Raw genomic sequence first — 23031 nt, forward strand, 5'->3', positions numbered from 1 at the left:
CAACAAGAAATTTATAGGTCATTCCTGCTCACAACTACAGAGCAGCGGGTGCTCGTTGTCACGAGCATATCGGTTTACCTGCTCAGCCTTAGTATGGGCTATGTCAGCAGGGTATACTCCACATACCGCTTTTCCCTTGTGATGCACTTCAAGCATCACCTCAGTTGCTCTCTCGCTATCCATATTGAAGAATGTCGTCAATACCTCGACAACAAAATCCATGGGCGTGTAATCATCATTATTCAAAATCACTTTATATTTTCGCGGCGGTTGAAGCTGCTGCTTCTGTTCCTCGCGAACGGCGTCCAATACACCAGAATCTTTTGTCCCACTCATAATAAATATAGTCTTGTCTTATATACTCAAGCAAATAGATTTGAGAAATAAATAAAATGTTAAAAAAAAGAGCAAAAAACTTGACTGCTTGCTCATATAAACTACAGTCTTACATGACTGTCTAATCTATGGGCAGTTTAGCAAAATTAAAAGAGTAGATTAACTTTAATTTAGTCAACTTATAGAAGGATGTAGAAGTATGGCTTGCGGAAAAGTCAAATGGTTCAATAACGCCAAAGGGTTTGGTTTCATCGTAGAAGACGGCAGTGACGAAGATATCTTTGCTCATTACTCAACGATTGTAATGGATGGATACAAGACGCTTAAAGCTGGTCAGGATGTATCATTCGAGCTACAACAAGGACCTAAGGGTCTACACGCAACCAACATCGCTCCAATTACGGAAGATGTTGTATAAGTGTTAAGTAGTTTTTGGCTAAAGCGGGTTACATGAGTGCTCGCTTATTCCTCTCTTTGAATTGCTCCACCAAATCTAAAAGAAATTTTCAGCCTTTCCTTTATCAAGTTTGTTATAACTTTTCACTTTTGCACTTTAAATTTAATAATTAGCCCCCATATGCAAACACTGTTAGACTAAAGCACGCTTGCAAAGTCGATTTCAGGTTGGTTAGATATTGCTACTTTGATGCATTTCAATGCTGAATGAATACCAGTTATTGTGATAAGCCAAAAGTATAAATACCTAACAAACTTGCTAATGCTGCGCTACCTAGACATAGATCCTAACGAGGATTGTCGAGGTTTTTTGCATCTTTCACTAATCGCTTAGTGAACTGGTCCAGTTTAAACCGGCTACAACAACACGTTGTTGAGTGTGAAAATTGCGTTGCTTAGTCCTATTAGCAATTGTTGAACGGCGTAACAGCCCACAACTATCTAGGAATGATGATGACATCGAAAATTATCTATACCAAAACAGATGAAGCCCCGGCTCTCGCAACATACTCGCTATTGCCAATCATCCAAGCATTCACTAAGCCTGCAAATATCGAAGTTGAAACTCGCGATATTTCACTAGCAGGACGTATTATTGCGACTTTCCCTGAGTACTTAAAAGAAGAACAACGTATTGGTGATGCACTCGCTGAGCTAGGTGCACTTGCTAAAACGCCTGAAGCTAACATCATCAAGTTACCTAATATCAGTGCTTCAATTCCACAACTTCGTGCAGCGATTAAAGAATTGCAAGCTAAAGGTTACGCGCTTCCAGAGTATCCTTCTGAAGCCAAAACAGACGAAGAAGCCGACGTTAAAGCACGTTATGACAAAATCAAAGGCAGTGCAGTAAACCCTGTACTTCGTGAAGGTAACTCAGACCGCCGTGCTCCAACTTCAGTCAAAGGCTACGCTCGTAAAAACCCGCATTCAATGGGTGCTTGGTCGAAAGACTCACAGTCTTATGTTGCATCAATGGCTGACGGTGACTTCTTCGGTTCTGAACAATCGGTAACGGTTGCTGAAGCGACTGATGTTCGTATTGAACACGTAGCGAGCAATGGTGACATCACCGTACTTAAACAAAGCACGCCACTACTTGCAGGTGAAATCATTGACGCCTCTCGTATGAGTGTACAGGCACTACGTGAATTCTTAGCAGCGCAAGTACAAGAAGCAAAAAATAAAGGCGTTTTATTCTCGCTACACATGAAAGCAACCATGATGAAGGTGTCAGATCCAATCATCTTTGGTCATGCTGTAAAAGTATTCTACAAAGACGTATTCGAAAAGCATGCGGCGACATTTGCTGAAATCGGTGTTGATGCAAGCAACGGTGTTGGCGACGTGTACTCAAAAATTGAGTCGTTGGACGACGCGAAGCGCAAAGAAATCGAAGCTGACCTTGCAGCAGTTTACGAGACAGCACCTGATATCGCAATGGTAGACTCAGACCGTGGTATTACAAACCTGCATGTACCTAGTGACGTGATCATCGATGCATCAATGCCTGCAGCCATTCGTTCAAGCGGTCAGATGTGGAATGCTGAAGGTAAACAACAAGATACGGCTTTTGTGATCCCTGATCGTTGTTACTCAGGTGTATACGGCGCAACTATCGATTTCTGTAAAGAAAATGGTGCATTTGACCCACGTACTATGGGTACAATTCCTAACGTCGGTCTAATGGCACAAAAAGCGGAAGAGTACGGTTCACACGACAAAACGTTTGAAGCTCCATCAGCTGGCACAATCCGCGTCGTTGATGCTGCGGGCAACACTTTACTTGAGCATACCGTTGCTGAGGGCGACATCTGGCGTATGTGTCAGGTGAAAGATGCACCGATCAAAGACTGGGTAAAACTAGCGGTTAACCGTGCTCGCGCAACGAATACACCTGCCGTTTTCTGGTTAGACGAAGCCCGTGCTCACGACGCTGAACTTATCAAAAAGGTAAACGCATATTTGCCTGAGCATGACACTGATGGCCTTGAAATCCTAATCAAAGCACCAGTAGATGCAACGCTATACTCACTAGAGCGCATGAAAAAAGGCGAAGATACTATTTCAGTAACGGGTAACGTATTACGTGACTATCTAACTGACCTATTCCCAATTTTAGAGCTCGGTACCAGTGCAAAAATGCTATCTATCGTTCCACTAATGAATGGCGGTGGCTTATTCGAAACAGGTGCGGGTGGTTCTGCGCCAAAACACGTACAACAGTTCGAAAAAGAAAACCACTTGCGTTGGGACTCGCTAGGCGAATTCCTTGCACTTGCTGCTTCTTTTGAGCATTTGAGCCAAACAACGGGTAATGCTAAGGCACAAGTACTTGCAGATACATTAGATGCAGCAACGGCTAAATTCTTAGATGAAAACAAGTCACCTTCACGTAAAGTGAAAGAGCTTGATAACCGTGGTAGCCATTTCTACCTTGCAATGTACTGGGCTCAAGAGCTTGCTGCACAAGACAAAGATGCAGAGCTTAAAACTAAGTTTGAAAATGTTGCTGCGGAACTAACAGCAAAAGAAGCTGATATTGTTGCCGCCCTGAATGAAGCACAAGGTCAAGCAATGGATGTTGGTGGTTATTACCAGCCAGAAGATGACAAAGCGTTTGCAGCTATGCGTCCTTCTGCGGTATTTAACGACGTATTAGCGTCACTGTAATCTTCGGATAACAGTCAAAAAGCGGCCCGAGGGTCGCTTTTTTGCTTTCAGGCGACACTCGTGAGCAATTACGCTAAAATGCCATTTTTCGTGAACCTTAGGAATGTGGCGATGAACACAAGTAGTAGAGCCAGCACAAATAACAAAAGAAAATCACATGCTAACAAGCCCGCATTCTCTAGACACACCACAACGCGGAAAAAGCCAATAACTAACCGGCAGTCAAAACCCGCCTTACCGCCAGAGCAAGTAAAAGTCGTTCTATTTAATAAACCTTTTGATGTTTTGTGTCAGTTTACTGATGATCAAAATCGTCAAACATTGGCTGACTTTATTGATATCAAAGATGTGTATGCAGCAGGTCGCTTGGATAGAGATAGTGAGGGACTATTGCTACTGACCAACTGCGGTAAATTACAAAACACCCTGACTTCTCCTAAAAAATCGACCTATAAAACCTACTGGGTTCAGGTCGAAGGAGAGCCAAGTAGCGAAAGCCTAAATGCGCTTAGAAACGGTGTAGAACTAAAAGATGGTCCAACTTTACCTGCCAAAGTAGAAGTAATAACTGAGCCCAATGTTTGGCCACGTAACCCGCCGATTAGAGAACGCAAAAATATCCCGACAACCTGGCTTTCTATTTCCATCAAAGAAGGACGTAATAGACAAGTTCGTCGTATGACGGCGCATATTGGTCATCCCACGCTTAGACTTATTCGCGCACAAATAGGCAAATATAGTCTGGGCGATCTTAAAAACGGTGAATATCGAGTGCTTTAGCATTTCCTACTAGGACTTTTCTCCTGCGCTTGAACGCCTCACGGACGTGCAATTTAAAGAGATTTGAGTATAATAAGCGCTTTCTATCTGAGCATTAAGATTAATAGCGAAATTATGAGCGATAATAGTCACATTAAAGTCATTGTCGGAATGTCCGGCGGTGTAGATTCTTCTGTATCTGCCTACCTTTTAAAACAACAAGGCTATCAAGTTGAAGGCCTGTTTATGAAGAACTGGGAAGAAGATGACAATGATGAGTATTGTGCAGCAGCTGAAGATCTAAAAGATGCTCAGGCAGTGTGTGATAAGTTAGGTATTGAGCTACACACAGTGAACTTTGCTGCTGAATACTGGGACAATGTGTTTGAACACTTCCTTGAAGAATACAAGGCTGGCCGTACACCAAACCCAGACATCATGTGCAACAAAGAAATCAAATTTAAAGCATTTTTACAGTTTGCAGCAGAAGCGTTGGGCGCGGACTATATCGCAACTGGCCACTATGTTCGTCGCGCGGAGCGTGACGGTAAATTCGTTATGCTTCGTGGAGATGACGAGAACAAAGATCAAAGCTACTTCCTTTACACATTAAGCCATGAACATATTGCGCAAACGCTCTTCCCTGTCGGTGAAATTGAAAAGCCAGAAGTGCGTAAAATTGCAGAAGATCAAGGCTTAATCACGCACGATAAAAAAGATTCAACCGGGATCTGTTTTATCGGTGAGCGCAAATTTAAAGACTTCCTTGCCAAATTTTTGCCCGCGCAGCCTGGTGTGATTGAAGATTGTGAAGGTAATCATGTTGGTGAGCATGAAGGCTTGATGTACCACACGCTAGGTCAACGTAAGGGTCTATTAATTGGTGGTTCTAAAGAAGGCAACGGAGAACCTTGGTATGTGGTAGATAAAGATATCGAACGTAATGTACTGGTTGTTGGTCAAGGTAAAAACCACCCTCGCCTGTTCAGCAACGGTTTAAACGCAAATCAACTACATTGGGTCGACCGCGTAGGTCCGCAAGGTACCACTCGCTGTACGGTAAAAACACGTTATCGCCAAACCGACATTCCTTGTACGTTATTAGTTGGCCAAGATGGTATGGCACGTGTGCTATTCGATGAGCCACAAAAAGCCGTAACTCCTGGACAATCTGCGGTATTCTACGCAAATGACGTGTGCCTTGGCGGCGGTATTATTGAGTCGGTGATTAAATAATGCAAAACCAATACGTAATGCCTCTGGCGGCAATGTGTCAGATCAGTAAACTGGTACAAAAATGTGCGCGTTACGGCACCTTCAATGAAAACGAAGTTGAGGGCTTTTTAAAAAGCATTATTAACACTTCTCCTGAACGCCCAGAGGACGTTTACCCAGACAAATTTGCCATCAAAACAGGCTGTCGAACGCTAATTGAGCAGCTTTCGGCTGGCGGCGAAAAAGACGTTGAAATGGTTAAATATGTTGGCGCGATGATGCAATTAGAGCGAGTGCTAAGTAACGATAGCAAATCTCTTGATTTGTTAGCACAAAAAATTCAGCAAGTTGAGCGCCAGTTATTACACTTTGATATCTGTGAAAGCCAAGTTGTTGCCGCACTTGCCGACATTTACGGACAAGTGATAAGCCCTCTTGGTCCTAAGATCCAAGTATTCGGTAAGCCTGAGTTATTAAAACAAACAGCAACACAACAAAAAATTCGGGCGCTATTACTCGCGGGGATCCGTAGTGCAGTACTGTGGCGCCAACTCGGCGGTAAACGTCGTCATTTCTTTTTTGCGAAAAAGAAAATCATTACTGCTGCAAAAAGTTATATGTAATACCAATTTGTCTTAATACTTGCTCAATTTGAAGGAGCAAGTCTGACGCTAACAGCGTTAAAAATTTTTTATTTAGAACACTAAATAGCAAAATTTTGCCTTGCCTAGATGGATGTAGGTACCTTGGCGTGAGCAGGATGCGGAAGCGGTGTTATCAACTAGATTTTATCGCCTCAAAGTAGACCACTTAATTAATCAAGTTGGTATAAAATTCGTAGTGGTTCAAATACCACTATCTAAGTATCGTTCAAAAACAAATAGTTAGGAGTTATTATGGAGCTTTCAGCGTTAACCGCTATCTCTCCTGTGGATGGTCGCTATGGTAGCAAGACCAAAGAACTGAGAAGCATCTTCAGTGAATTTGGCTTGATCAAATACCGCGTCATCGTAGAAGTTCGTTGGCTACAAGCGCTAGCGAGCAGCGACGCCATTAAAGAAGTACCTGCTTTCAGCGATGAAGCCAACGCACTTCTTGATAGCATCGTTGAAAACTTCAGCGAAGCAGACGCAGCACGCGTAAAAGAGATTGAGCGCACCACTAACCACGACGTTAAAGCTGTAGAATACCTTCTTAAAGAAAAAGTAGCTGACAATGCCGAGCTAAATGCCGTCAATGAATTTATTCATTTTGCATGTACCTCTGAGGACATCAACAACCTTTCTCATGGCCTAATGCTAACTGAAGCGCGTGACACGGTATTACTGCCATACTGTGATGAGCTACTGAGCGCAATCAAAGACAAAGCGGTTGAGTATAAGTCAATTCCAATGATGACTCGTACACACGGCCAACCTGCTTCACCATCAACTATGGGTAAAGAGTTTGCAAACGTGTATGTTCGTCTGCAACGTCAACGCCAGCAAATTGCTAACGTACAAATGCTTGGTAAAATCAATGGTGCCGTTGGTAACTATAATGCTCACCTAAGCGCTTACCCAGATTACGATTGGCATGCACACAGTGAACGTTTTGTATCAAGTCTAGGTTTGACTTGGAACCCATTCACAACGCAAATCGAACCGCATGACTATATCGCTGAGCTATTCGATGCGATTGCACGCTTCAATACTATCTTAATTGACTTTGACCGTGACGTTTGGGGTTATATCGCGCTAAACCACTTCAAGCAAAAAACCATTGCTGGTGAGATTGGTTCTTCAACAATGCCTCATAAAGTTAACCCTATCGACTTTGAAAACTCTGAAGGTAATCTTGGCATTGCTAACGCTATCTTTGCACATCTTGCACAAAAGCTACCTGTTTCACGCTGGCAACGTGACCTAACTGACTCAACGGTTTTACGTAACTTAGGTGTTGGTATGGGTTATGCACTTATCGCGTATCAAGCAACGCTTAAAGGTGTCAGCAAGTTAGAAGTTAATGCTGAGCGTTTACTTGCTGAGCTTGATGATAACTGGGAACTACTTGCAGAGCCAATCCAAACGGTAATGCGCAAGTACGGTATCGAAAAGCCATATGAAAAGCTAAAAGATCTTACTCGTGGTAAACGCGTAAACAAAGAAATCATGGCTGACTTCATCGATAACCTAGACTTGCCAAATGAAGTAAAAGCACAAATGAAAGAAATGACGCCAGCAAACTATATCGGTCGTGCTGAAGCGTTCATTGACGAACTAAACTAAGTATAAAGCGACACCAGCTTTTTACTACTTGGTATAGAATAAGCGAAAGAGTGCACTCTTTCGCTTATTTATTACTGGAATTTCCCTATGTATCAACTGCAAATTAATGACCTTACCTTCGAACAATTTCTTGCCCAGTATTGGCAAAAGAAGCCATTACTCATCAAACAAGGATTCCGAGACTTTGAAGACCCAATTGAGCCAGAAGAACTTGCCGGCCTTGCAACTGAAGAATGCATAGAATCTCGAATTGTTACTAATCACAATGATAACTGGGAAGCCCATCACGGCCCTTTTGAACAATTTGACTTACTCACCGATAGCAACAGCACTCTATTGGTCCAAGCCGTTGATCACTGGCACCCACAAGCCGCACAATTAATAGAAGCGTTTAGATTCATACCAAATTGGCGTATAGACGATTTGATGATCAGCTTTTCGACGCCTGGTGGCGGCGTTGGCCCACACTTAGATCAATATGATGTTTTTATAATTCAAGGACAAGGTAAACGTCATTGGCGAGTTGGCAAACAGGACAACAGCCTAAAGCAATTTGCGCGCAACAAGAGCCTATTACAAGTAGAGCAATTCGAAGCAGTCATTGATGCAGTCCTTGAACCAGGTGATATCTTATATATTCCACCGGCTTGTCCTCACGAAGGTTACGCAGTTGAGGATGCTTTAAACTACTCAGTTGGCTTTAGAGCGCCTGATCAAAAAGACTTGCTGTCTAGCTTTGCTGATCACGTTATTGATATGGAAGCTGGTAAACGCCGTTTTAGCGATCCAGAATTACTACGCAGAGCGTCTATTGGCGAAGTAACCTGCGACGACCAACAGCAGATAAAGTCTCTGCTCAATGCTTTAATTGAAGATAAGGCACTATACAGTCAATGGCTTGGAAAAACACTCAGTGAGCCAAAACATGAGATGGATCTCGCACCATTAGACCCCATAATTGATCCTCTGGAGCTTCTCGAGATCGCCAAAGATAACCCATTGATTTATCGCGCTGGTGGAGTACGTGCTATTTACCAAATCTGTGACGATCATATTTTGTTCAGTGTTAATGGTGAAAACTATGAATTAGACCATCATTGTTTAGATGCCGTAAAGCAGCTGAGCGATCATGTTGTGTTTGAGTTTAATGCAATAATTCCTGCATTAAATAGTTTGGAATTTAAACAAACGTTAACTAAACTGATTAATGATGGGACCTACTTCGTTGAAGACAGTGATCCAGCCGATGCTGACTTCGATGAGGGCTGGGAGTAGAGCCTGTTAGAACAAGATAGCCGCGTTCACAAAAACAACAATATGCCGCGAAACCCTTGATCTTCAAGGTTTTCGCAAGCTCTAGCTTGTCGCTAAACAGGGAATGCAGGTGCAATCTGTAGATGGGGGCAGTATGAGTTATAGGATCAGTAGAGTAACTTGGCAAACCAAAAAATTGGAGCTCAAAGCAATACGCGAACGCGTATTTGTGTATGAGCTTCACATTCCTAAAGAAGTCGAATTTGATCAGCAGGATATCACTGCTGAGCACCTAATCATTATTGACGAATTCGATGGGCCAGTTGGCACAGGACGACTGTGTGAAGACGGATTATTAAGCCGTATCGCAATATTCAAATCTCACCGTAATCGAGATGCCTACGCCTCGTTGATCGGGGGGCTTGTTGACTTGGCAAAAGACAAAGGCTTTGAAGACGTTTTTATCCAATGCATTTTGGATGAAGTGCCCGAATTTTTACAATCGGGGTTTTCCACGCATGGGCACGTATTTATGGAAGCGGGCATTCCAAGACAGCGCTTGAAATGCCCTATTCAATCACTCAAGATGGAACCGTTTACGATGCTTCATTAGCCCAGAGTTCATCTTTAGCGAAAAGGTCATATAAACCATGAGCTCGGTTTACCAGTAGATTAGCAAACTGGGCTTGTGTTTTTTCTACTGGCTTCGCAGACATAATTTCTTCCGCTTTCATCTGCCAATGGAATGAAAAATAGCGCAGTGCTTCACGTGCTGTAGCGGCTGCTGATGCCTCAATATGATCCGTCGGTAGATTACCTGTGATCACCCAATACTTTTTGCCGTTTTGACCTTTAATTTTCCAAAGCGCAACCAATGGTTCAATGTAGCGACATTCTTTTTCAATTATACTTTGCGGTAACACCCCTTTATCCGCGAGATGTTTTTGTGCAGCTTGTACGCAGCTACGCTGCCATTGTATTGATCTTTGCTGTTGTTGTTCTGGTGTTAACGTCTCTTGCTGCGGTTGGTTTTGTTCTTCACTCATTGTTCACCCTTTTATTCTTTTTAGATTACCGAATAGCATTTTACTTTATCGTTATTTACGCGGTGCGTTTCATAGCAAATTATCCAGCAAATCGGTTTTGATTCTTATACACCAAGCATTCAAACGCTTGCGAAGTTACCTGATACTAAGCTTTTGCAGTCATAACGGCAATACGAACGAAGGAATTTTGAGTTTATATGATTAATTACTGAGCTGTAAGTTTCGAGAAAGTTTCTTTTTCTATTCTAGCCACATCAACATGATTACTTAAACTCAAGGAATACTGACTATGGCTAGATTACTATTAACGATCACTACTTCTCTTTCATTCTTTTGTTGTTCGTCAGCGTTTGCTGAACAGCAGCCCCAATCAGAAGCGCTAAAATGGGGGATCGGCGGCGCTATTATTGCTCAGGACCAAGGTTATATAGATATTGGAAATGAAACAGAGTTTGTACCGGCCATCGCCATACAATATGGCGACTTCAACCTACTAGGGCCAAGAGCAACCTATAAACTATATCAAGCCGAACAATTTGAAATCAGTGTGGGTGCTCAATTACGGTTAGATGGATTCGAGGCAGCTGATAGCAAGTTCTTTACTGGCATGGAAGACAGAGATATGAGTTTCGATGCTGGATTTGAAGCAGAATATGATACTAGCTTTGGTGAATTTGGATTCGAGTTTATGCATGACGTGAGTAGTACACACGAAGGCTATGAAGCCAGCGTAAGCTATGGTGTACCATTTAGATTTGCTGACGGCAGAGTTTACCCGTATATCGCTGCGAACTTTCAAAGTGAAGACCTTGTTGATTATTACTATGGTGTCAGAGTAAACGAAGCATTAAGTTCTCGACCCTATTACCTTGGTGAATCCAGCACTGCACTCGAAGTCGGTATTCAAAGCGATTGGTTTTTTGGTAAACATCATATGCTTAAAGCTGATGTTAGTTACACCAGTTACGGTGATGAAATAAAAGATTCTCCCCTTATCGATGCCTCTGGCAACGTACAAGTTTTGCTTGGGTATGTGTATGTTTTTTAGATTAGCAATAATAACGATCACCTTAACGCTTCAGGGCTGCGGTGATCCTTCAAACCTAGAGACTACTGCAGAAAAACGCTCAACGACGCTTATTTCAGTACCTGTAGAGTTAGCTACAACTATTCCGACGAAGCATTTTTATAGTCGAATTACAGGCAGTGATGTTGTCTATGTTGCTTCCCTGTCACAAGGGAGAATAGAGTCTTTATATGCCTACTCAGGTCAATTAGTTAAAAAAGGAGACGTGCTAGCGTCACTCTATTCTCCAAGACTTAGCGCCCAGCTGCGTGAAAAACAAGCGTTACTAGCCAGTTCTAAACGTACTGAGCAAAAGACACAGATTGATTTCGACCGAGCTAAAAAGCTCTTTACGGAGAAGCTTATAGCAAATTCTGCGTTTGAGTCCGCAAGGCTTGCGTTTAATATTGCAACCCAGCAAGTCCAAGCAGCACAAGCCCAGGTTGAAGAGGCAAAAAATGCACTGAATGAGAACAAAATATTCGCTCGAAAGGAAGGTATCGTCACCAATATTTGCGCTCGTTCAGGTGATGTTGTCTCTGCGGGACAGCCAATTTTCCAACTCCAGACATTATCTACGCTAAAGGCTGAATTTCAGCTCCCTGAACAAGAGTTTATTGCTTTACAACTTAACCAAACCGTTCGCATAGCCATTCCTTCGCTAAGCAAAAGCCTAAGCGGTAAAATTATAGAGAAAGGTTTACCCTCTAATGCCGTTGGTAAGCTTTTTAAACTTATCGTCGATTTGGAAGTGAGTGACTCTGAACTAGTTGGCCTGCACAGTCGGCTTGAGCTCCCTATCACCAATACACCACTCTTTAAAGTGCCAAGCAACGCAATCCACTATGATGCCTTGGGGCAAGCCTATGTGCTGGTTACTGAACCCAAGGTCCAAAGACGCGATGTGACTATTTTTGACAATGATGATAACCAAGTCGTAGTCACAGCACCAAAACTGATGGGTAAAAACGTGCTCATCACATCGGAGGCCAAGTTGAATTTTAACTTGGCGCTATTGGCAGGTGAGTCTCATGAACAAAAGTAGAAGCTTAGCAGTCCTATTCTCGCACTTTGTATTTAACCGACTTCAGCAGCGCTTATTTACAAGCATTACTGGCAGACCTATCAATAGGTTACAGGAGGAAGTTTATGGATAAGCTTCTCCCATCTAATTATCTCACTCCACGTCTAGTACTCGGGCTCACTCTGCTGCTTGTATTCACAGGTATTGTAGGCTGGTTTAAAGCAAAAAGTCAGGAGGACCCCAGTTTTCCCTATCGAAATGGCTTTATTCAAATTGTAAATCCAAGTGCTAGCGTCACCCAACTCAATGATGTCGTTGTTAAGCCACTTGAGCGACGTTTAGCAAAAATTGATGAGATTAATACCATTCATGCACGGATAAAAGCTGGAAGTGCTGTTATCGATATTGAGCTTAAAGAGCAAGTGTATAATACCGCTTTAGTTTGGCAACGCATCAAAGATGATGTAGCACCATTGGGGGCAAGCTTAGTTGATAGCCAATTCTATGTAATAGATCGAGCACAAGATACTCAAGGGATAGTCTTAACCGTGCGCTCGGGAAAAGGATTAACAGCAGATAGAAAGCTCGCCCTCGAAGTACGTGATGAGCTTGAGTATCTCGACGTTGTGAGAAGTGCCTCGCTAGTAGGCGACCCCGGGCTTGAATTGGCTATTTCCTATTCTCAAGAGCGAATGCTCGCTTTTGGCCTCTCGCCAGCAGAGATTGCAAAACAGCTACGGGATGCCAATCAGCAAGATAGCCTTGGCGTATTGTCGCAAAATCTAAGTGCGCTATCGCTATTGCCTGTCAATCACCTGCGTAACGATGCTCAGTTAAAAGACGTACAAATAACAACACCTGACGGGTCAAAAATCCCACTCAGCACTCTCGCTGATATTGGCTACCGGACTGCCCCAACTTCAAGCGAGCAATTTTGGCAAAATGGTCAACGAGTCATCGGTATTGCATTATCTCTACCGCCCAACCAGCATAATATCGCTAACGCAGGGGATACTATCAGACAAGCTATTGCCGACATTAATGCACGATTTACAGATGCTCCCATTAAAATTGAGATTTTCCAGCCCGACTGGTCTCAAAAACGCCGTGAAGGATTAGTAAATTCTCTAATTCAAAGCTGTATCGCTATTTGCGTTGTTTTATTACTATTTCTCTCGGTGCAAAGTGCGATTGTTATCAGTTTAACCGTACCCGCTATCGTGTTTTCGTCACTTGCGTTATTTACTACTTTCGATGGTGTTATTCACCAAATGACCATTGCTGGCTTGGTACTCTCATTGGGCTTGATGGTTGATAATTGCATTATCGTAGCTGAGCGACTGAGCTATTTACGCAGCAAAGGGTTTACGATGAGATCTGCCTTGGCGCACTCTGTGAACGAATTGAAAAAACCGCTTGCCGCGGCAACAATGACTACTATCGCAGCCTTCGTTCCCATGCTGTTGGCAAAAGGCAGTGTCGCTGATTTCATTGCTACTATTCCAGTGCTCGTTATCATCTGCATCTCATTGAGCTATATTGCAGCTTTACTACTGCTTCCTGTACTTTTTGTTTATTTCCCTATTTCCATCCCTTGGCTAGAAAGGTGGCAGGAAACCGTTACTCAGAAACTTTCAACATTTGGCTATCAGCTAGCTCATAAAACATTACAACATCCCGTATACACGATTGTGGCCGCTACTGCCATGCTATGCACTTTACTGTCGCTACCCAATGCCAACGGCAAGTTCTTCCCAAATGCTAACCGCAATCAGGTTTATATTGACGTTCAATTGCCGTTAGCTAGCCACATAGAAGCTACAACCAAGACAGCAAATCAAATCGCCGAGTATGCCCTTCAGTATCCTGAAGTCAGCGAAGCGATGGTATTTAGCGGCTTTTCAGGTCCAAGGTTCTACTATAACCTTGCGCAAAAACCAAATGAATCCCATATTGCTCGAGTTGTACTAACGTTGCAGGATGATGTTAACCCGCCTGAATTTTCGCGCTTCATCGATAGTAATTTAAACAAGCAATTTCCTGAAATCTTAATCAACGCCCGTGAGCTCGGGCAAGGGCCTCCTATTGAGAGCCCGATTGAGTTGAAGTTGAGTGGCAATGACCACAATGCTCTATTCGCAAGCGCTGAAGCTATGCTTATGCACCTCAGACAGCACCCTAAAATCACTTCCCCATATCGTAATTATAGTTTGGGCGCTCCTACCATTAACTTAGAAGCTCAGCAACTTACCTTATCAGCCTTGGGTTTAGCACGCAGCGATATTGCCGAATATATCGCATGGCGTAGCTCTGGACTAAAAGTAACAACTCTTGATTATAATTTCGAACCGATAGATTTGATGATTGTTGACACTACTTCTAATCAAAGTAGTACTGATATTTTAAATACTCAAATCATGCTACCCAACCAATTAAGCATCCCCCTATTTGCGGTCTTGAATGCCGAGGTTATTGGCACACCACCATTTATTGAAAGGCGCGATGGCAAGTTTGTAATGTCTATAAAAGCAGATGTCGCTATGGGAAGTGACGAAGAAGAAATCCTCGAAGCGTTACATCCGACCTTGCTAAAAATCGCGCAGCAACATCAAGTGACGTTAATGTTTGGCGGGGAATTGGAAGAATCAGAACAGGCTAATGGCGCTTTACTACAAACACTTCCTTTTGGAGTCGCATTGTTATTTGGGGCATTAATGTTGCAGTTTAATTCATATCGTTTAGCAATATTGGTGATGCTAACTATTCCCCTCGGCGTTGTAGGAGCGCCAGCTATGTCATCTATCGTCGGAGTACCCTTTGGCTTTATGTCAATATTAGGTGTGCTCGCGCTTATGGGTATTGTAGTGAACAGCGCAATTTTGCTGATTGAGCATACTCTTGAGCATTTAAATCAAGGCACAGAGCTATCGCAGGCAATTTGTTTATCGGTACAAACGCGTCTTCGTCCTGTTATAGTAACTACATTAACAACCATAGTTGGCATGTTGCCGCTAACTTCCAGTGCAAGCCCTTTGTGGCCACCATTAGCCTTTGCAGTAATTGGAGGTTTGCTGACTTCAACTTTGCTTACGATGCTGATATTGCCGCTTATACTGAAGTTTTTACTATCAAGTAAACGTTTTCAAAAACCACAACTAGAAACAGAAAATAAGGAAATAAGGAAATATTAATTCAATGAGAGTGCTAATCACTGAAGACAATCAGCAGCTTGCGACATTTATACAGCAAGCAATTACTCAAGATGGTCACGCCGCTGATATTGCTGCAACTGCTGCACAAAATGAACAGTTAATGCAAAGCTGGCAGTATGATGCCCTCATACTAGATTTAGGCTTGCCAGATAAAGATGGTTTAGAGGTTATTCGCTCAATTCGAAAACAACAAAATGCATTACCAATTTTGATCCTCACCGCGCGTGGCAGTGTCGATGATCGCATCAAAGGGCTTGATTTGGGTGCAGATGACTACCTGAATAAACCCTTCGCGATTGACGAGCTTAAGGCAAGACTTCGAGCATTGCTGCGTCGCCCGAGTACCTACACCGGAAACCTATTATCACATAACAATCTTGCTATTGATACAAAGGCACGTCGTGTCACCGTTGGCTGTGAAAATTTAGCGATGGGGAAAACGGAAGTTGCCATTTTAGAATATATGATCCGAAATGCAGGTTTAACCGTGGGCAAAGATGCACTTTACGATGCTATCTATGCCATGGGTTTCGAAGTAACGGATAATGCAATCCAAGTTGCAGTGCACAGGATCCGCAAAAAACTAGAATCGTCCAATGCACAAACAACTATCAATACACTGCGCGGTATAGGATATATTTTGACATGAAGCAACTTTCTCTCGCGAAAAAGATATTTCTGCATTTTTTTATAATTGGATCTGCTGTATTCAGCTTGATTGGGTTTGCCTTGTACCTTTTTTCAACCAATTTTGCCAATATGGCTGTTGAAGAAAGTATGGTTGGTATGAGTGAAGATATTCAAGAGCAACTCTACTTTGATAAGAACAATAAATTAATATATCAATCTGATGTTGTAGCTGAGAAATGGGGTTACGATGCTTTATACAACAACCTAGTATTTAGAGTCACACACGCCCAAACTGGTGCCGTCTTGCTGCAGTCCACAGCCAATGAGAGTAGCTCTGCAGCCTTGCAAGCATTGATTGCTACTGAAGACATCCCTGTCGGATATTCGCATCTTAGTGGCATAGACCGTTACCGTCTTCACGCTAACATCGATAATACTTCTGTCAATATCGATTTGGGCAGAAATGATCTGATTGGTGAGCTTGCCAACGAAGCGGTTATGCCGGCTCTGAGTCAAGTCTCTATTTTTATCATTAGCGCAGCATTTTTAGTATTTATGGTTGTTGGATATCTGTCTATTCGCTCTATTGTCCGACCCGTGAAAAGCGTTGCAGAACAACTCCAACGGATTAGACCTGAACAGCTTAATTTTAGGCTAAGTGAGCAAGGTCTCCCTGTTGAAATCGTTCCCATTGTGCATTCGTTGAATCAAGCGATGGCAAGAGTCGAAACAGGTTTTGATGAACAAAAGCGATTTGTTGCTAACGCAGCCCATGAGTTAAAAACCCCGCTTGCAATTCTCAATACCCGTGTTGAACTCGCCCAGTTAGATAAACACACCCACTCTGGTATTTTGGCGGATGTAAGTTATATGACACGTGTTGTACAGCAATTGTTAGACCTGTCTCGTGCGCAGAGCCTTAACGCTTACGAAAAGCATTCGCTCAGTATTGTACCGTTAGCGAAAGAAGCCTGTATGATGCTGGCGCCATTATCTGTCACCATGGATAAACAGCTAGAACTGGAAATTGATGATACTGAAGAAGTAATTACAGGCGATCGGTCCTCCATTCATATCATGATAAAGAATCTCATCGAAAATGCCCTACGCCACAGTACTGAGCAAGCTCAGATTAAAGTAAAGGCCTCTGGAAAATGTATCGAAGTTATGGATAGCGGCCCTGGGATCGATATCCAAAATTATGAAAAAATCTTCGAGCGTTTTTGGCGCAAAGAGCAGTCATCAATGACTGGCAGTGGTCTTGGTCTCGCTATTGTAAAAGAGGTAGTCGATTTACATCACGCCACATTAGATGTTACTTGTCAAAATTATATGGGTGGTGCGACCTTTTGTGTCACATTTAAATGACCAGCTCCAAACAGCGCCGTATTTATTTTCAAAAATTTTAGTCGGTAGATTGAGACCTCAAATCAATAACCAAAGAAAACCAAAGCTTTGTGGTTTTGAACTGCTGTATCGAAAATGAAGTTCACCGTTTCTATATAGGAAGTTTCCTTCGTATATGGTTCGTCACTACCAAGAAAAACCTGTCGACCCGACTCTAATTCTTCAAGAGGGACACTGTAGAATTCAGGCCAATCATCATTTTTGGGGATAGGAATAAATGCTTTATGATTAGATGGCGTCACATCTTCCATTATGTCTAGAAAGTCATCATGGCGAACCATCTCACCAAATTCTTGGCACAGCATTTCATATAGATAACCGTAAATAAAGTTGTCTTCGTCGTCCTCATCTATACTCGTTCCATTTATAATATTCGCCATGCAAGCGGCATATCCCTTAACATCCAGCTCTTCTTCTTGCCCTGCAATTTCATCTCGATATTTGGATAAAAACCTATCCAAAAATTGCTGATCTTTACTTCCCCACACCGCTTTTACTTTTTCTGCATCAACTTGATATGCAATGACATTATAACTCATTAAAAATCTCCTTTTTGAGTAAAATAGCTGGCTAACTTCTTTGCAGCTGCTACAAGCGCGAAGCTATACCAGCAAAAAATAACCTGCCAGCGCAATAACGATTACACTGGCGACAAACGTAAACACTTTGCCAGAGCTTGCACCTCCTTCTTGACTGTCTTTGCTACAATCTTCTCTTACATGGGCAATCACTGCAGACTCCGATCGTAAAACCGTTGAAGCTGGACCAACATGGTCATTTGTTAAATCAACATAGCTATCGCCAGTTTGAGTACTAAGAGAGGGAGATTCATTTTTAAGCTGTGCGTCAATAACCGTGCTATCGGTTGCTTCGACTGCCGCTATGTCTTTATGCGCTTCTAAACTATCACATGTAGCCTGATGAGAAGGCCTATTAAGCTCGACCTGCGTAGAAGGTTCATTATCCAAAGCTGGATCTAACAATACTTGAGCTATTAAGGTATCAGTATTATCTTCTTCCGATTCAGGAAGTGTAGCCTCAGGCGCAATATACTCGGGGTGATACAAAGTGACGATCGTTTCACTTGCAACGACTGCTTGCTCAAGCTTTTTGATAAAATCGCACACTACGCCATCATTGGGAGCACAAACTTCAAGGATGGCCTTGTCAGTATAAACATCGCAAAGCCTATCGCCACAAGCAACCATATCTCCTTCTTTAACATAGATTTCAATAATTGTCGCACTATCTACAAAGTCGGGTAATGCATCAATCTGCACGTCAATATTGCCTTTCCCTTTCAACTCATGCTCAGTAGTGATGTCTTCATTACTGAGCAGCTGATGAACTCTCTTCGATTCAAGTGCAACTAAGTGGTTTAATTCTGGATCCGGAGTGATTGACATAATAAGCGCATCAGCTTTCAAAACATCGCCTTCGTTCACCACGATTTTACCGATACGGCTGGCTTCTGGCGCTCGTAGCTCCAATACGACCTTACTCGTTTCGATATCACATAAGACTTGATCTTTTGCAACTTGATGTCCTTCAGCCACATAGAGTGTTGCAATTTTTGCAGTATCTATTAACTCAGGCAACACGGGTACTTTCATTTCAATCGTCATAATTTCCCTATTACGTTTAAGTATCCAATTAAAAGATGAGGCTCAAAACCTCAGATGAAAATCACTGATAATATGTCTAATTTAGTCGATTAACGTATTACAAAGTGGGGACAGGTGCAAGCTTCTCACTGCTCCAGAGGAAAGGAAATAGTAAACTGACTACCCACTCCTTCTTGACTTTGAACATCAATTTTCCCTTTGTGCTCTTTTACAATCGCATGAGTAACGGCAAGTCCCATGCCCGTACCTTCGCCAACAGGCTTAGTCGTAAAGAAAGGATCGAACAATCTAGGAAGCACATCAGCATCAATTCCAATTCCGTTGTCGCTAACGCTTAAGATAATATCTTGATCGTTACCCGGTGCGAGTAACACTTCTATCGATTTATGCGATTTATGGCTCATGTCTACCGCATATTTAGCATTCACCAACAGATTGATGATAGCTTGCTTTAGCGCCCCTTCCTTGCAATAGATATTTGGCACATCTTCGACCGCGACGGTTAGCTCGTATCCCTTGAGTTGACCATGAAGTAAACGAAGTGTGTCTTCAACAATAGACTTTAGAGACGCCCTACCGAAACTATCGTTATTGGAGCGAGAGAAATTCATTAAATCATTTACTATGGTTTTAATTCGCTCGCAGCCGTGCAGCGTATCGTGAACGAGATCCGGCAAATCATTCGTAATTTCGTCAATACGTTGCCTTAAATATATATCAATAAGGCGAGCTTCTAATTGCTCTCCTCTCAATTCATTTTGCTCAAGTAATTTTACTGTCTCAAGCAGCTGCAAGATTGGCGAGATATAGTAATTAAGTGACTCAAGGTTACCTGCCACATATGCCAACGGGTTATTTAATTCATGTGCAACGCCTGCTGATAGTGTCCCTAACGTCGCCATACGTTCGTTGTTTATTAATACGGCTTGTTGATTCTTAAGCTGCGCTAATTGACGTTCAAGTGTTTGGTTAGCCGAATATAACGCTCGCGTCTTCTCTTCAAGTAATGACTCGACTTCATCACGTGCACGACGCTCTCTTAGATACGCCTTTTTATAGTCGTTATATTCAGACATCGAATTAATCCAAATGCAGAATGAGTACGCAATGTTTAGCGCCGCTGTGCATGCACTGTGGATGTTCAATTTTTAGTTTGCGACTGTAAAATTGGGCGGCACCATAAAGTAGCCCTTCCGCACAAAAACACAATTTACGATTCGAGCAATACTCTAATACGATAGTTTTGTCATCTTTCACTATCGCCGCAATTGAGGGGAGATTCGGCTCATCGTAAAGCTTTTTTACCTCCATGTGTATCACGCTATCGATAGATAAAACCAATTCTTCAAACGACGCAAATTTTGACGAGATACCTTTGTGCTTTTCCGCCAAAAATCCAAATAACGACTGTCCGAAAATGGCCAATACATCTGTCAATGGCTTATTCAATTTGTCAGCAACGCCTTGTGCTAACGCAAATAACTCTGCATCTGGGTAGGATGTAGGGGAAACATAAACCCTTCCCTCAGGTGCATGTGCTTCGAGTAACTCATCCCAAGCTTGCATGCCAATCGCTTCTACAACTAATTCTTCTAAACCTCTAAATATCACGCCGCGCATTAAACTCTCCCTTAACAAAGTTGCTGCGTTATATAGTCAAGACTCACCTCGAAACAAGCCTTTGAATTAACTAGCTTGTTTCGTTCTTAATTAAGTGTAGAACAATATTTGGGATGTAATAGATCTTTCTCTATTCAGCTGTAGAAGTTTGTTCGTCAAGTTTAATTGTATCGAGTTCAATTCTTTCAAGCATAGACATATTGAGAAAGTTATCTAGTTCCTCATTATGCGCAAATACCTTTTCTTTTATGCCTTGATAGTAGTCATTTACAATTCCAGATAAATTGCGCTCCATCCAAGTTTCAACAGAGTCTGAGCGTTTAAACGCATCGGGGTTTTCTTCAACATTTTCTAAAATAGATAGCCACATATTGAGCTCAGCTCGCACAGGCATACCTTCTGACTGCTCCATTACATCATTCATCCAACCGAGTCCCTGATTTTCATAGGCTTTTATCAGCTGATTGTATAACCTACTTTTTTCGTTATCGTCAGCTGGTGCACCTTTAAATTTAACGTATTCTCGATTGTCAGTTCTAAAGTATTCTGTATTCTCATTTTCGTAATTGAGTTTGCTCAATCTTGCGAACAGGTTATTCGGCTCCCGCGTATCCACTTCGTTTAACATTTCTATAAAAGTAGTTCGGTCATTTGCCTTAACCAAGGTTGCCATATCTAGCATGCCACGACTCGTATCAAAATCAGAATTTGCTAAATGCGCGTTCAGATCTAAAAGATCACCGTCTGAGAATTTGTTATCAATGACAAATTTTGCATAGTCATTTAATAATTGGTTGTTCATGTCACCATACGCGTTTACATCTTCAAAAAAGCCTAAACCTCTTACATTTAAATCGAAATCAGCATGGCCGTCTTTATCAAGCAGATAAGCTGGTAAATTTGGTTCAGCGAAGACTTTATTGTCAGCTTGCTCCATCAGCTTAGACATGGTCTTCACCGTATCTTGTAATACCTCATCTGACATATTACTAAGCTTATTTATTAGCTTGGTAGAATAATCATCCTTTTTTTGATCCAGTAAGTTGATAGTCAACGACTCGACAATAAAATCGGTGAGCTGTCCAAGCTCCTCATCAGTTAATCTGTTAGCAACATCAAGAAGTGCTTCAGTTGGTTTAAAGTGGGAAAACTTTATTTTTTGTTCTTCGTCCAAACGATCGAAAATAGCTAGAAATTCGTCAATTTTCTCTCTTCCTTCAAAATCACCATAGGTATCTTTATAAATATGGCCATTTTCATCCGTCCCCATATGCTCTCGATGAATCCCATAGCGCTTAAGCCCAATCATGCTGAGGTCTAGGTTGAGAAAAAATTCTTTACTGTATGTGACTGGTGATTGTGTGTAAGAAAAATCAATAGTTAATTCATTGTCTGAACTAGGTAATTGATTGGGCTCATCGTCGGCCCTATTTGTCGCAACTTCTCTGACCTTTTCATGTAATTTTTCTGACGATGTTGAGTTTACAACATTGCCGTTATTCATTTGATATGGTGGTCTTATATTCATAACCTATATCCTTGTTACAAATTCAATTTACCGCGGAGTTATTAAACGTTATCGACCCACATAGAATAAACTTTACCCAATTTTGCTCCTTGTTTTAGCCTTACCTAATGTAGCTCGCCAAAATATCAAACCCACTGACGCTATCTTCAAAGTATCGCGCCTTTATCTCTACATATTCAGCATCACTGAAGAAGGACTCCATTGAAGCTTGATCAGGAAAATATATGGTAAAAAGTCGATTAGCTTGGCACCGTCCCTCTGTTAGCAAGGTTTCTGCAATATGAAAATCGTTACTAAATCCACCACCATATTGTCTTAAGATTGGCTTCATCGCCTCACGATATTTGGCATATCGCTCGCTGTTATGAATTTCCATCGCCACTAACATCTCATACATAATTTAGCCCTTTTAAAGTAGTTATCATCTTAACATTGCTCATAAAGCTCCAGCGGCAAACCATCAGGGTCGCTGAAAAAGGTAAACCGTTTGCCTGTATATTCATCTATTCGAACAGGCTCTACAGCAACTTGATTCTGCACGAGGTGTGCAATACAAGCATCAATATCCGATACGCTAAATGCTAAATGTCTCAGTCCTTGCGCCTCTGGATGTGAGGGTCGTTTTGGAGGATTTGGAAACGAAAACAACTCAATCTGGCTCCCATCAGGCAGTGCAAGATCTAATTTATAGGACGCTCTATCTTTTCGATAGTTCTCACGGAGTACGTGCAACCCAAGTACTTCGGTATAAAATACCTTTGATCTTTGGTAGTCAGAACAAATAACGGCAACGTGATGTATTCCAGATAACTTCAAGCACTTCTCCTCAAGCATTTAGGGTCTTTTAAATAAAAAAGCGGCAATTTGCATTGCCGCTTCACACACTCAAGTAGGAACTTGGACTACACGTTGT

Annotated in this window: 22 protein-coding genes; 13 read left to right on the forward strand and 9 right to left on the reverse strand. The window is 42.1% G+C overall.

The genetic code is table 11. From position 1 onward, the window contains the following. Positions 1–18: 18 nt before the first annotated feature. Positions 19–336 (reverse strand): ATP-dependent Clp protease adapter ClpS, encoded by a 318-nt coding sequence (gene clpS, locus EXT47_RS09365; RefSeq protein WP_010379297.1) that lies wholly within the window; start codon positions 334–336, stop codon positions 19–21. Positions 337–535: 199 nt separating this feature from the next. On the opposite strand from clpS, the gene cspD reads away from it, so the two are divergent. The 8 genes from cspD (at position 536) to EXT47_RS09405 (ending at position 9573) form a co-directional block, all read left to right on the forward strand. Beyond that, a complete protein-coding gene (cspD, locus tag EXT47_RS09370) occupies positions 536–754 on the forward strand; it encodes a cold shock domain-containing protein CspD (RefSeq protein WP_010379294.1) in 219 nt (72 codons plus the stop codon). A gap of 491 nt (positions 755–1245) precedes the next feature. Beyond that, positions 1246–3465, forward strand: coding sequence for an NADP-dependent isocitrate dehydrogenase (locus tag EXT47_RS09375; RefSeq protein WP_039497695.1), 2220 nt, complete (start codon positions 1246–1248; stop codon positions 3463–3465). 111 nt (positions 3466–3576) lie between these two features. After that, on the forward strand, positions 3577–4245 hold the full coding sequence (locus EXT47_RS09380; protein WP_130126464.1) for a pseudouridine synthase: 669 nt from the start codon (positions 3577–3579) through the stop codon (positions 4243–4245). A 114-nt stretch (positions 4246–4359) separates the two neighbouring features. Further along, positions 4360–5460 carry a tRNA 2-thiouridine(34) synthase MnmA gene (mnmA, locus tag EXT47_RS09385; protein ID WP_010379287.1) on the forward strand — a complete coding sequence of 367 codons (1101 nt, stop codon included), beginning with the start codon at positions 4360–4362 and terminating at the stop codon, positions 5458–5460. Beyond that, positions 5460–6062 carry a high frequency lysogenization protein HflD gene (gene hflD, locus EXT47_RS09390; RefSeq protein WP_010604919.1) on the forward strand — a complete coding sequence of 201 codons (603 nt, stop codon included), beginning with the start codon at positions 5460–5462 and terminating at the stop codon, positions 6060–6062. The genes mnmA and hflD overlap by 1 nt, the downstream gene beginning before the upstream one ends. Before the next feature lie 273 nt (positions 6063–6335). After that, on the forward strand, positions 6336–7706 hold the full coding sequence (gene purB, locus EXT47_RS09395; protein WP_039497692.1) for an adenylosuccinate lyase: 1371 nt from the start codon (positions 6336–6338) through the stop codon (positions 7704–7706). 87 nt (positions 7707–7793) lie between these two features. Beyond that, positions 7794–8981 carry a cupin domain-containing protein gene (locus EXT47_RS09400; protein ID WP_039497691.1) on the forward strand — a complete coding sequence of 396 codons (1188 nt, stop codon included), beginning with the start codon at positions 7794–7796 and terminating at the stop codon, positions 8979–8981. Between the two features lie 133 nt (positions 8982–9114). After that, positions 9115–9573, forward strand: coding sequence for a GNAT family N-acetyltransferase (locus tag EXT47_RS09405; protein WP_029215775.1), 459 nt, complete (start codon positions 9115–9117; stop codon positions 9571–9573). Here the strand turns inward: EXT47_RS09405 and EXT47_RS09410 are convergent. Then, positions 9557–10006 (reverse strand): DUF4826 family protein, encoded by a 450-nt coding sequence (locus EXT47_RS09410; RefSeq protein WP_010604923.1) that lies wholly within the window; start codon positions 10004–10006, stop codon positions 9557–9559. The two genes, EXT47_RS09405 and EXT47_RS09410, sit on opposite strands and share 17 nt — an antisense overlap. 289 nt (positions 10007–10295) lie before the next feature. Between EXT47_RS09410 and EXT47_RS09415 the strand changes: the two genes are divergently transcribed. The 5 genes from EXT47_RS09415 (at position 10296) to EXT47_RS09435 (ending at position 17306) form a co-directional block, all read left to right on the forward strand. Continuing rightward, positions 10296–11054 carry a MipA/OmpV family protein gene (locus EXT47_RS09415; RefSeq protein ID WP_052258383.1) on the forward strand — a complete coding sequence of 253 codons (759 nt, stop codon included), beginning with the start codon at positions 10296–10298 and terminating at the stop codon, positions 11052–11054. Continuing rightward, positions 11044–12117 (forward strand): efflux RND transporter periplasmic adaptor subunit, encoded by a 1074-nt coding sequence (locus EXT47_RS09420; protein ID WP_039497690.1) that lies wholly within the window; start codon positions 11044–11046, stop codon positions 12115–12117. The genes EXT47_RS09415 and EXT47_RS09420 overlap by 11 nt, the downstream gene beginning before the upstream one ends. Positions 12118–12221: 104 nt before the next feature. Continuing rightward, the gene (locus EXT47_RS09425; protein ID WP_130126466.1) at positions 12222–15287 is read left to right on the forward strand and encodes an efflux RND transporter permease subunit; all 3066 of its coding nucleotides are present in this window, start codon (positions 12222–12224) and stop codon (positions 15285–15287) included. Between the two features lie 4 nt (positions 15288–15291). Next, entirely contained in the window at positions 15292–15957 is a 666-nt protein-coding gene (locus EXT47_RS09430; RefSeq protein ID WP_039497687.1) for a response regulator transcription factor, read from the forward strand. Then, positions 15954–17306 carry a cell wall metabolism sensor histidine kinase WalK gene (locus EXT47_RS09435; RefSeq protein ID WP_039497685.1) on the forward strand — a complete coding sequence of 451 codons (1353 nt, stop codon included), beginning with the start codon at positions 15954–15956 and terminating at the stop codon, positions 17304–17306. The genes EXT47_RS09430 and EXT47_RS09435 overlap by 4 nt, the downstream gene beginning before the upstream one ends. Positions 17307–17368: 62 nt before the next feature. Here EXT47_RS09435 and EXT47_RS09440 read toward each other — a convergent pair whose 3' ends face one another. The 7 genes from EXT47_RS09440 to EXT47_RS09470 form a co-directional block, all read right to left on the reverse strand. Beyond that, complete coding sequence (locus EXT47_RS09440; RefSeq protein WP_039497682.1) at positions 17369–17884, reverse strand: hypothetical protein; 516 nt, start codon at positions 17882–17884, stop codon at positions 17369–17371. Positions 17885–17947: 63 nt separating this feature from the next. Continuing rightward, positions 17948–18970, reverse strand: coding sequence for a biotin/lipoyl-containing protein (locus tag EXT47_RS09445; RefSeq protein WP_130126468.1), 1023 nt, complete (start codon positions 18968–18970; stop codon positions 17948–17950). A gap of 125 nt (positions 18971–19095) precedes the next feature. After that, complete coding sequence (locus EXT47_RS09450; protein WP_039497677.1) at positions 19096–20046, reverse strand: sensor histidine kinase; 951 nt, start codon at positions 20044–20046, stop codon at positions 19096–19098. Between the two features lie 4 nt (positions 20047–20050). After that, a complete protein-coding gene (locus EXT47_RS09455) occupies positions 20051–20590 on the reverse strand; it encodes a heme NO-binding domain-containing protein (protein WP_039497675.1) in 540 nt (179 codons plus the stop codon). Between the two features lie 130 nt (positions 20591–20720). After that, positions 20721–22118, reverse strand: coding sequence for a hypothetical protein (locus EXT47_RS09460; RefSeq protein ID WP_130126470.1), 1398 nt, complete (start codon positions 22116–22118; stop codon positions 20721–20723). Between the two features lie 100 nt (positions 22119–22218). Continuing rightward, positions 22219–22515, reverse strand: a complete 297-nt coding sequence (locus EXT47_RS09465; protein WP_039497670.1) for a DUF1330 domain-containing protein — start codon at positions 22513–22515, stop codon at positions 22219–22221. A 29-nt stretch (positions 22516–22544) separates the two neighbouring features. Beyond that, on the reverse strand, positions 22545–22934 hold the full coding sequence (locus EXT47_RS09470; RefSeq protein WP_039497668.1) for a VOC family protein: 390 nt from the start codon (positions 22932–22934) through the stop codon (positions 22545–22547). Positions 22935–23031 lie beyond the last annotated feature (97 nt).

This window comes from Pseudoalteromonas sp. CO342X (assembly GCF_004208915.1).
Lineage (GTDB): Bacteria > Pseudomonadota > Gammaproteobacteria > Enterobacterales > Alteromonadaceae > Pseudoalteromonas > Pseudoalteromonas maricaloris.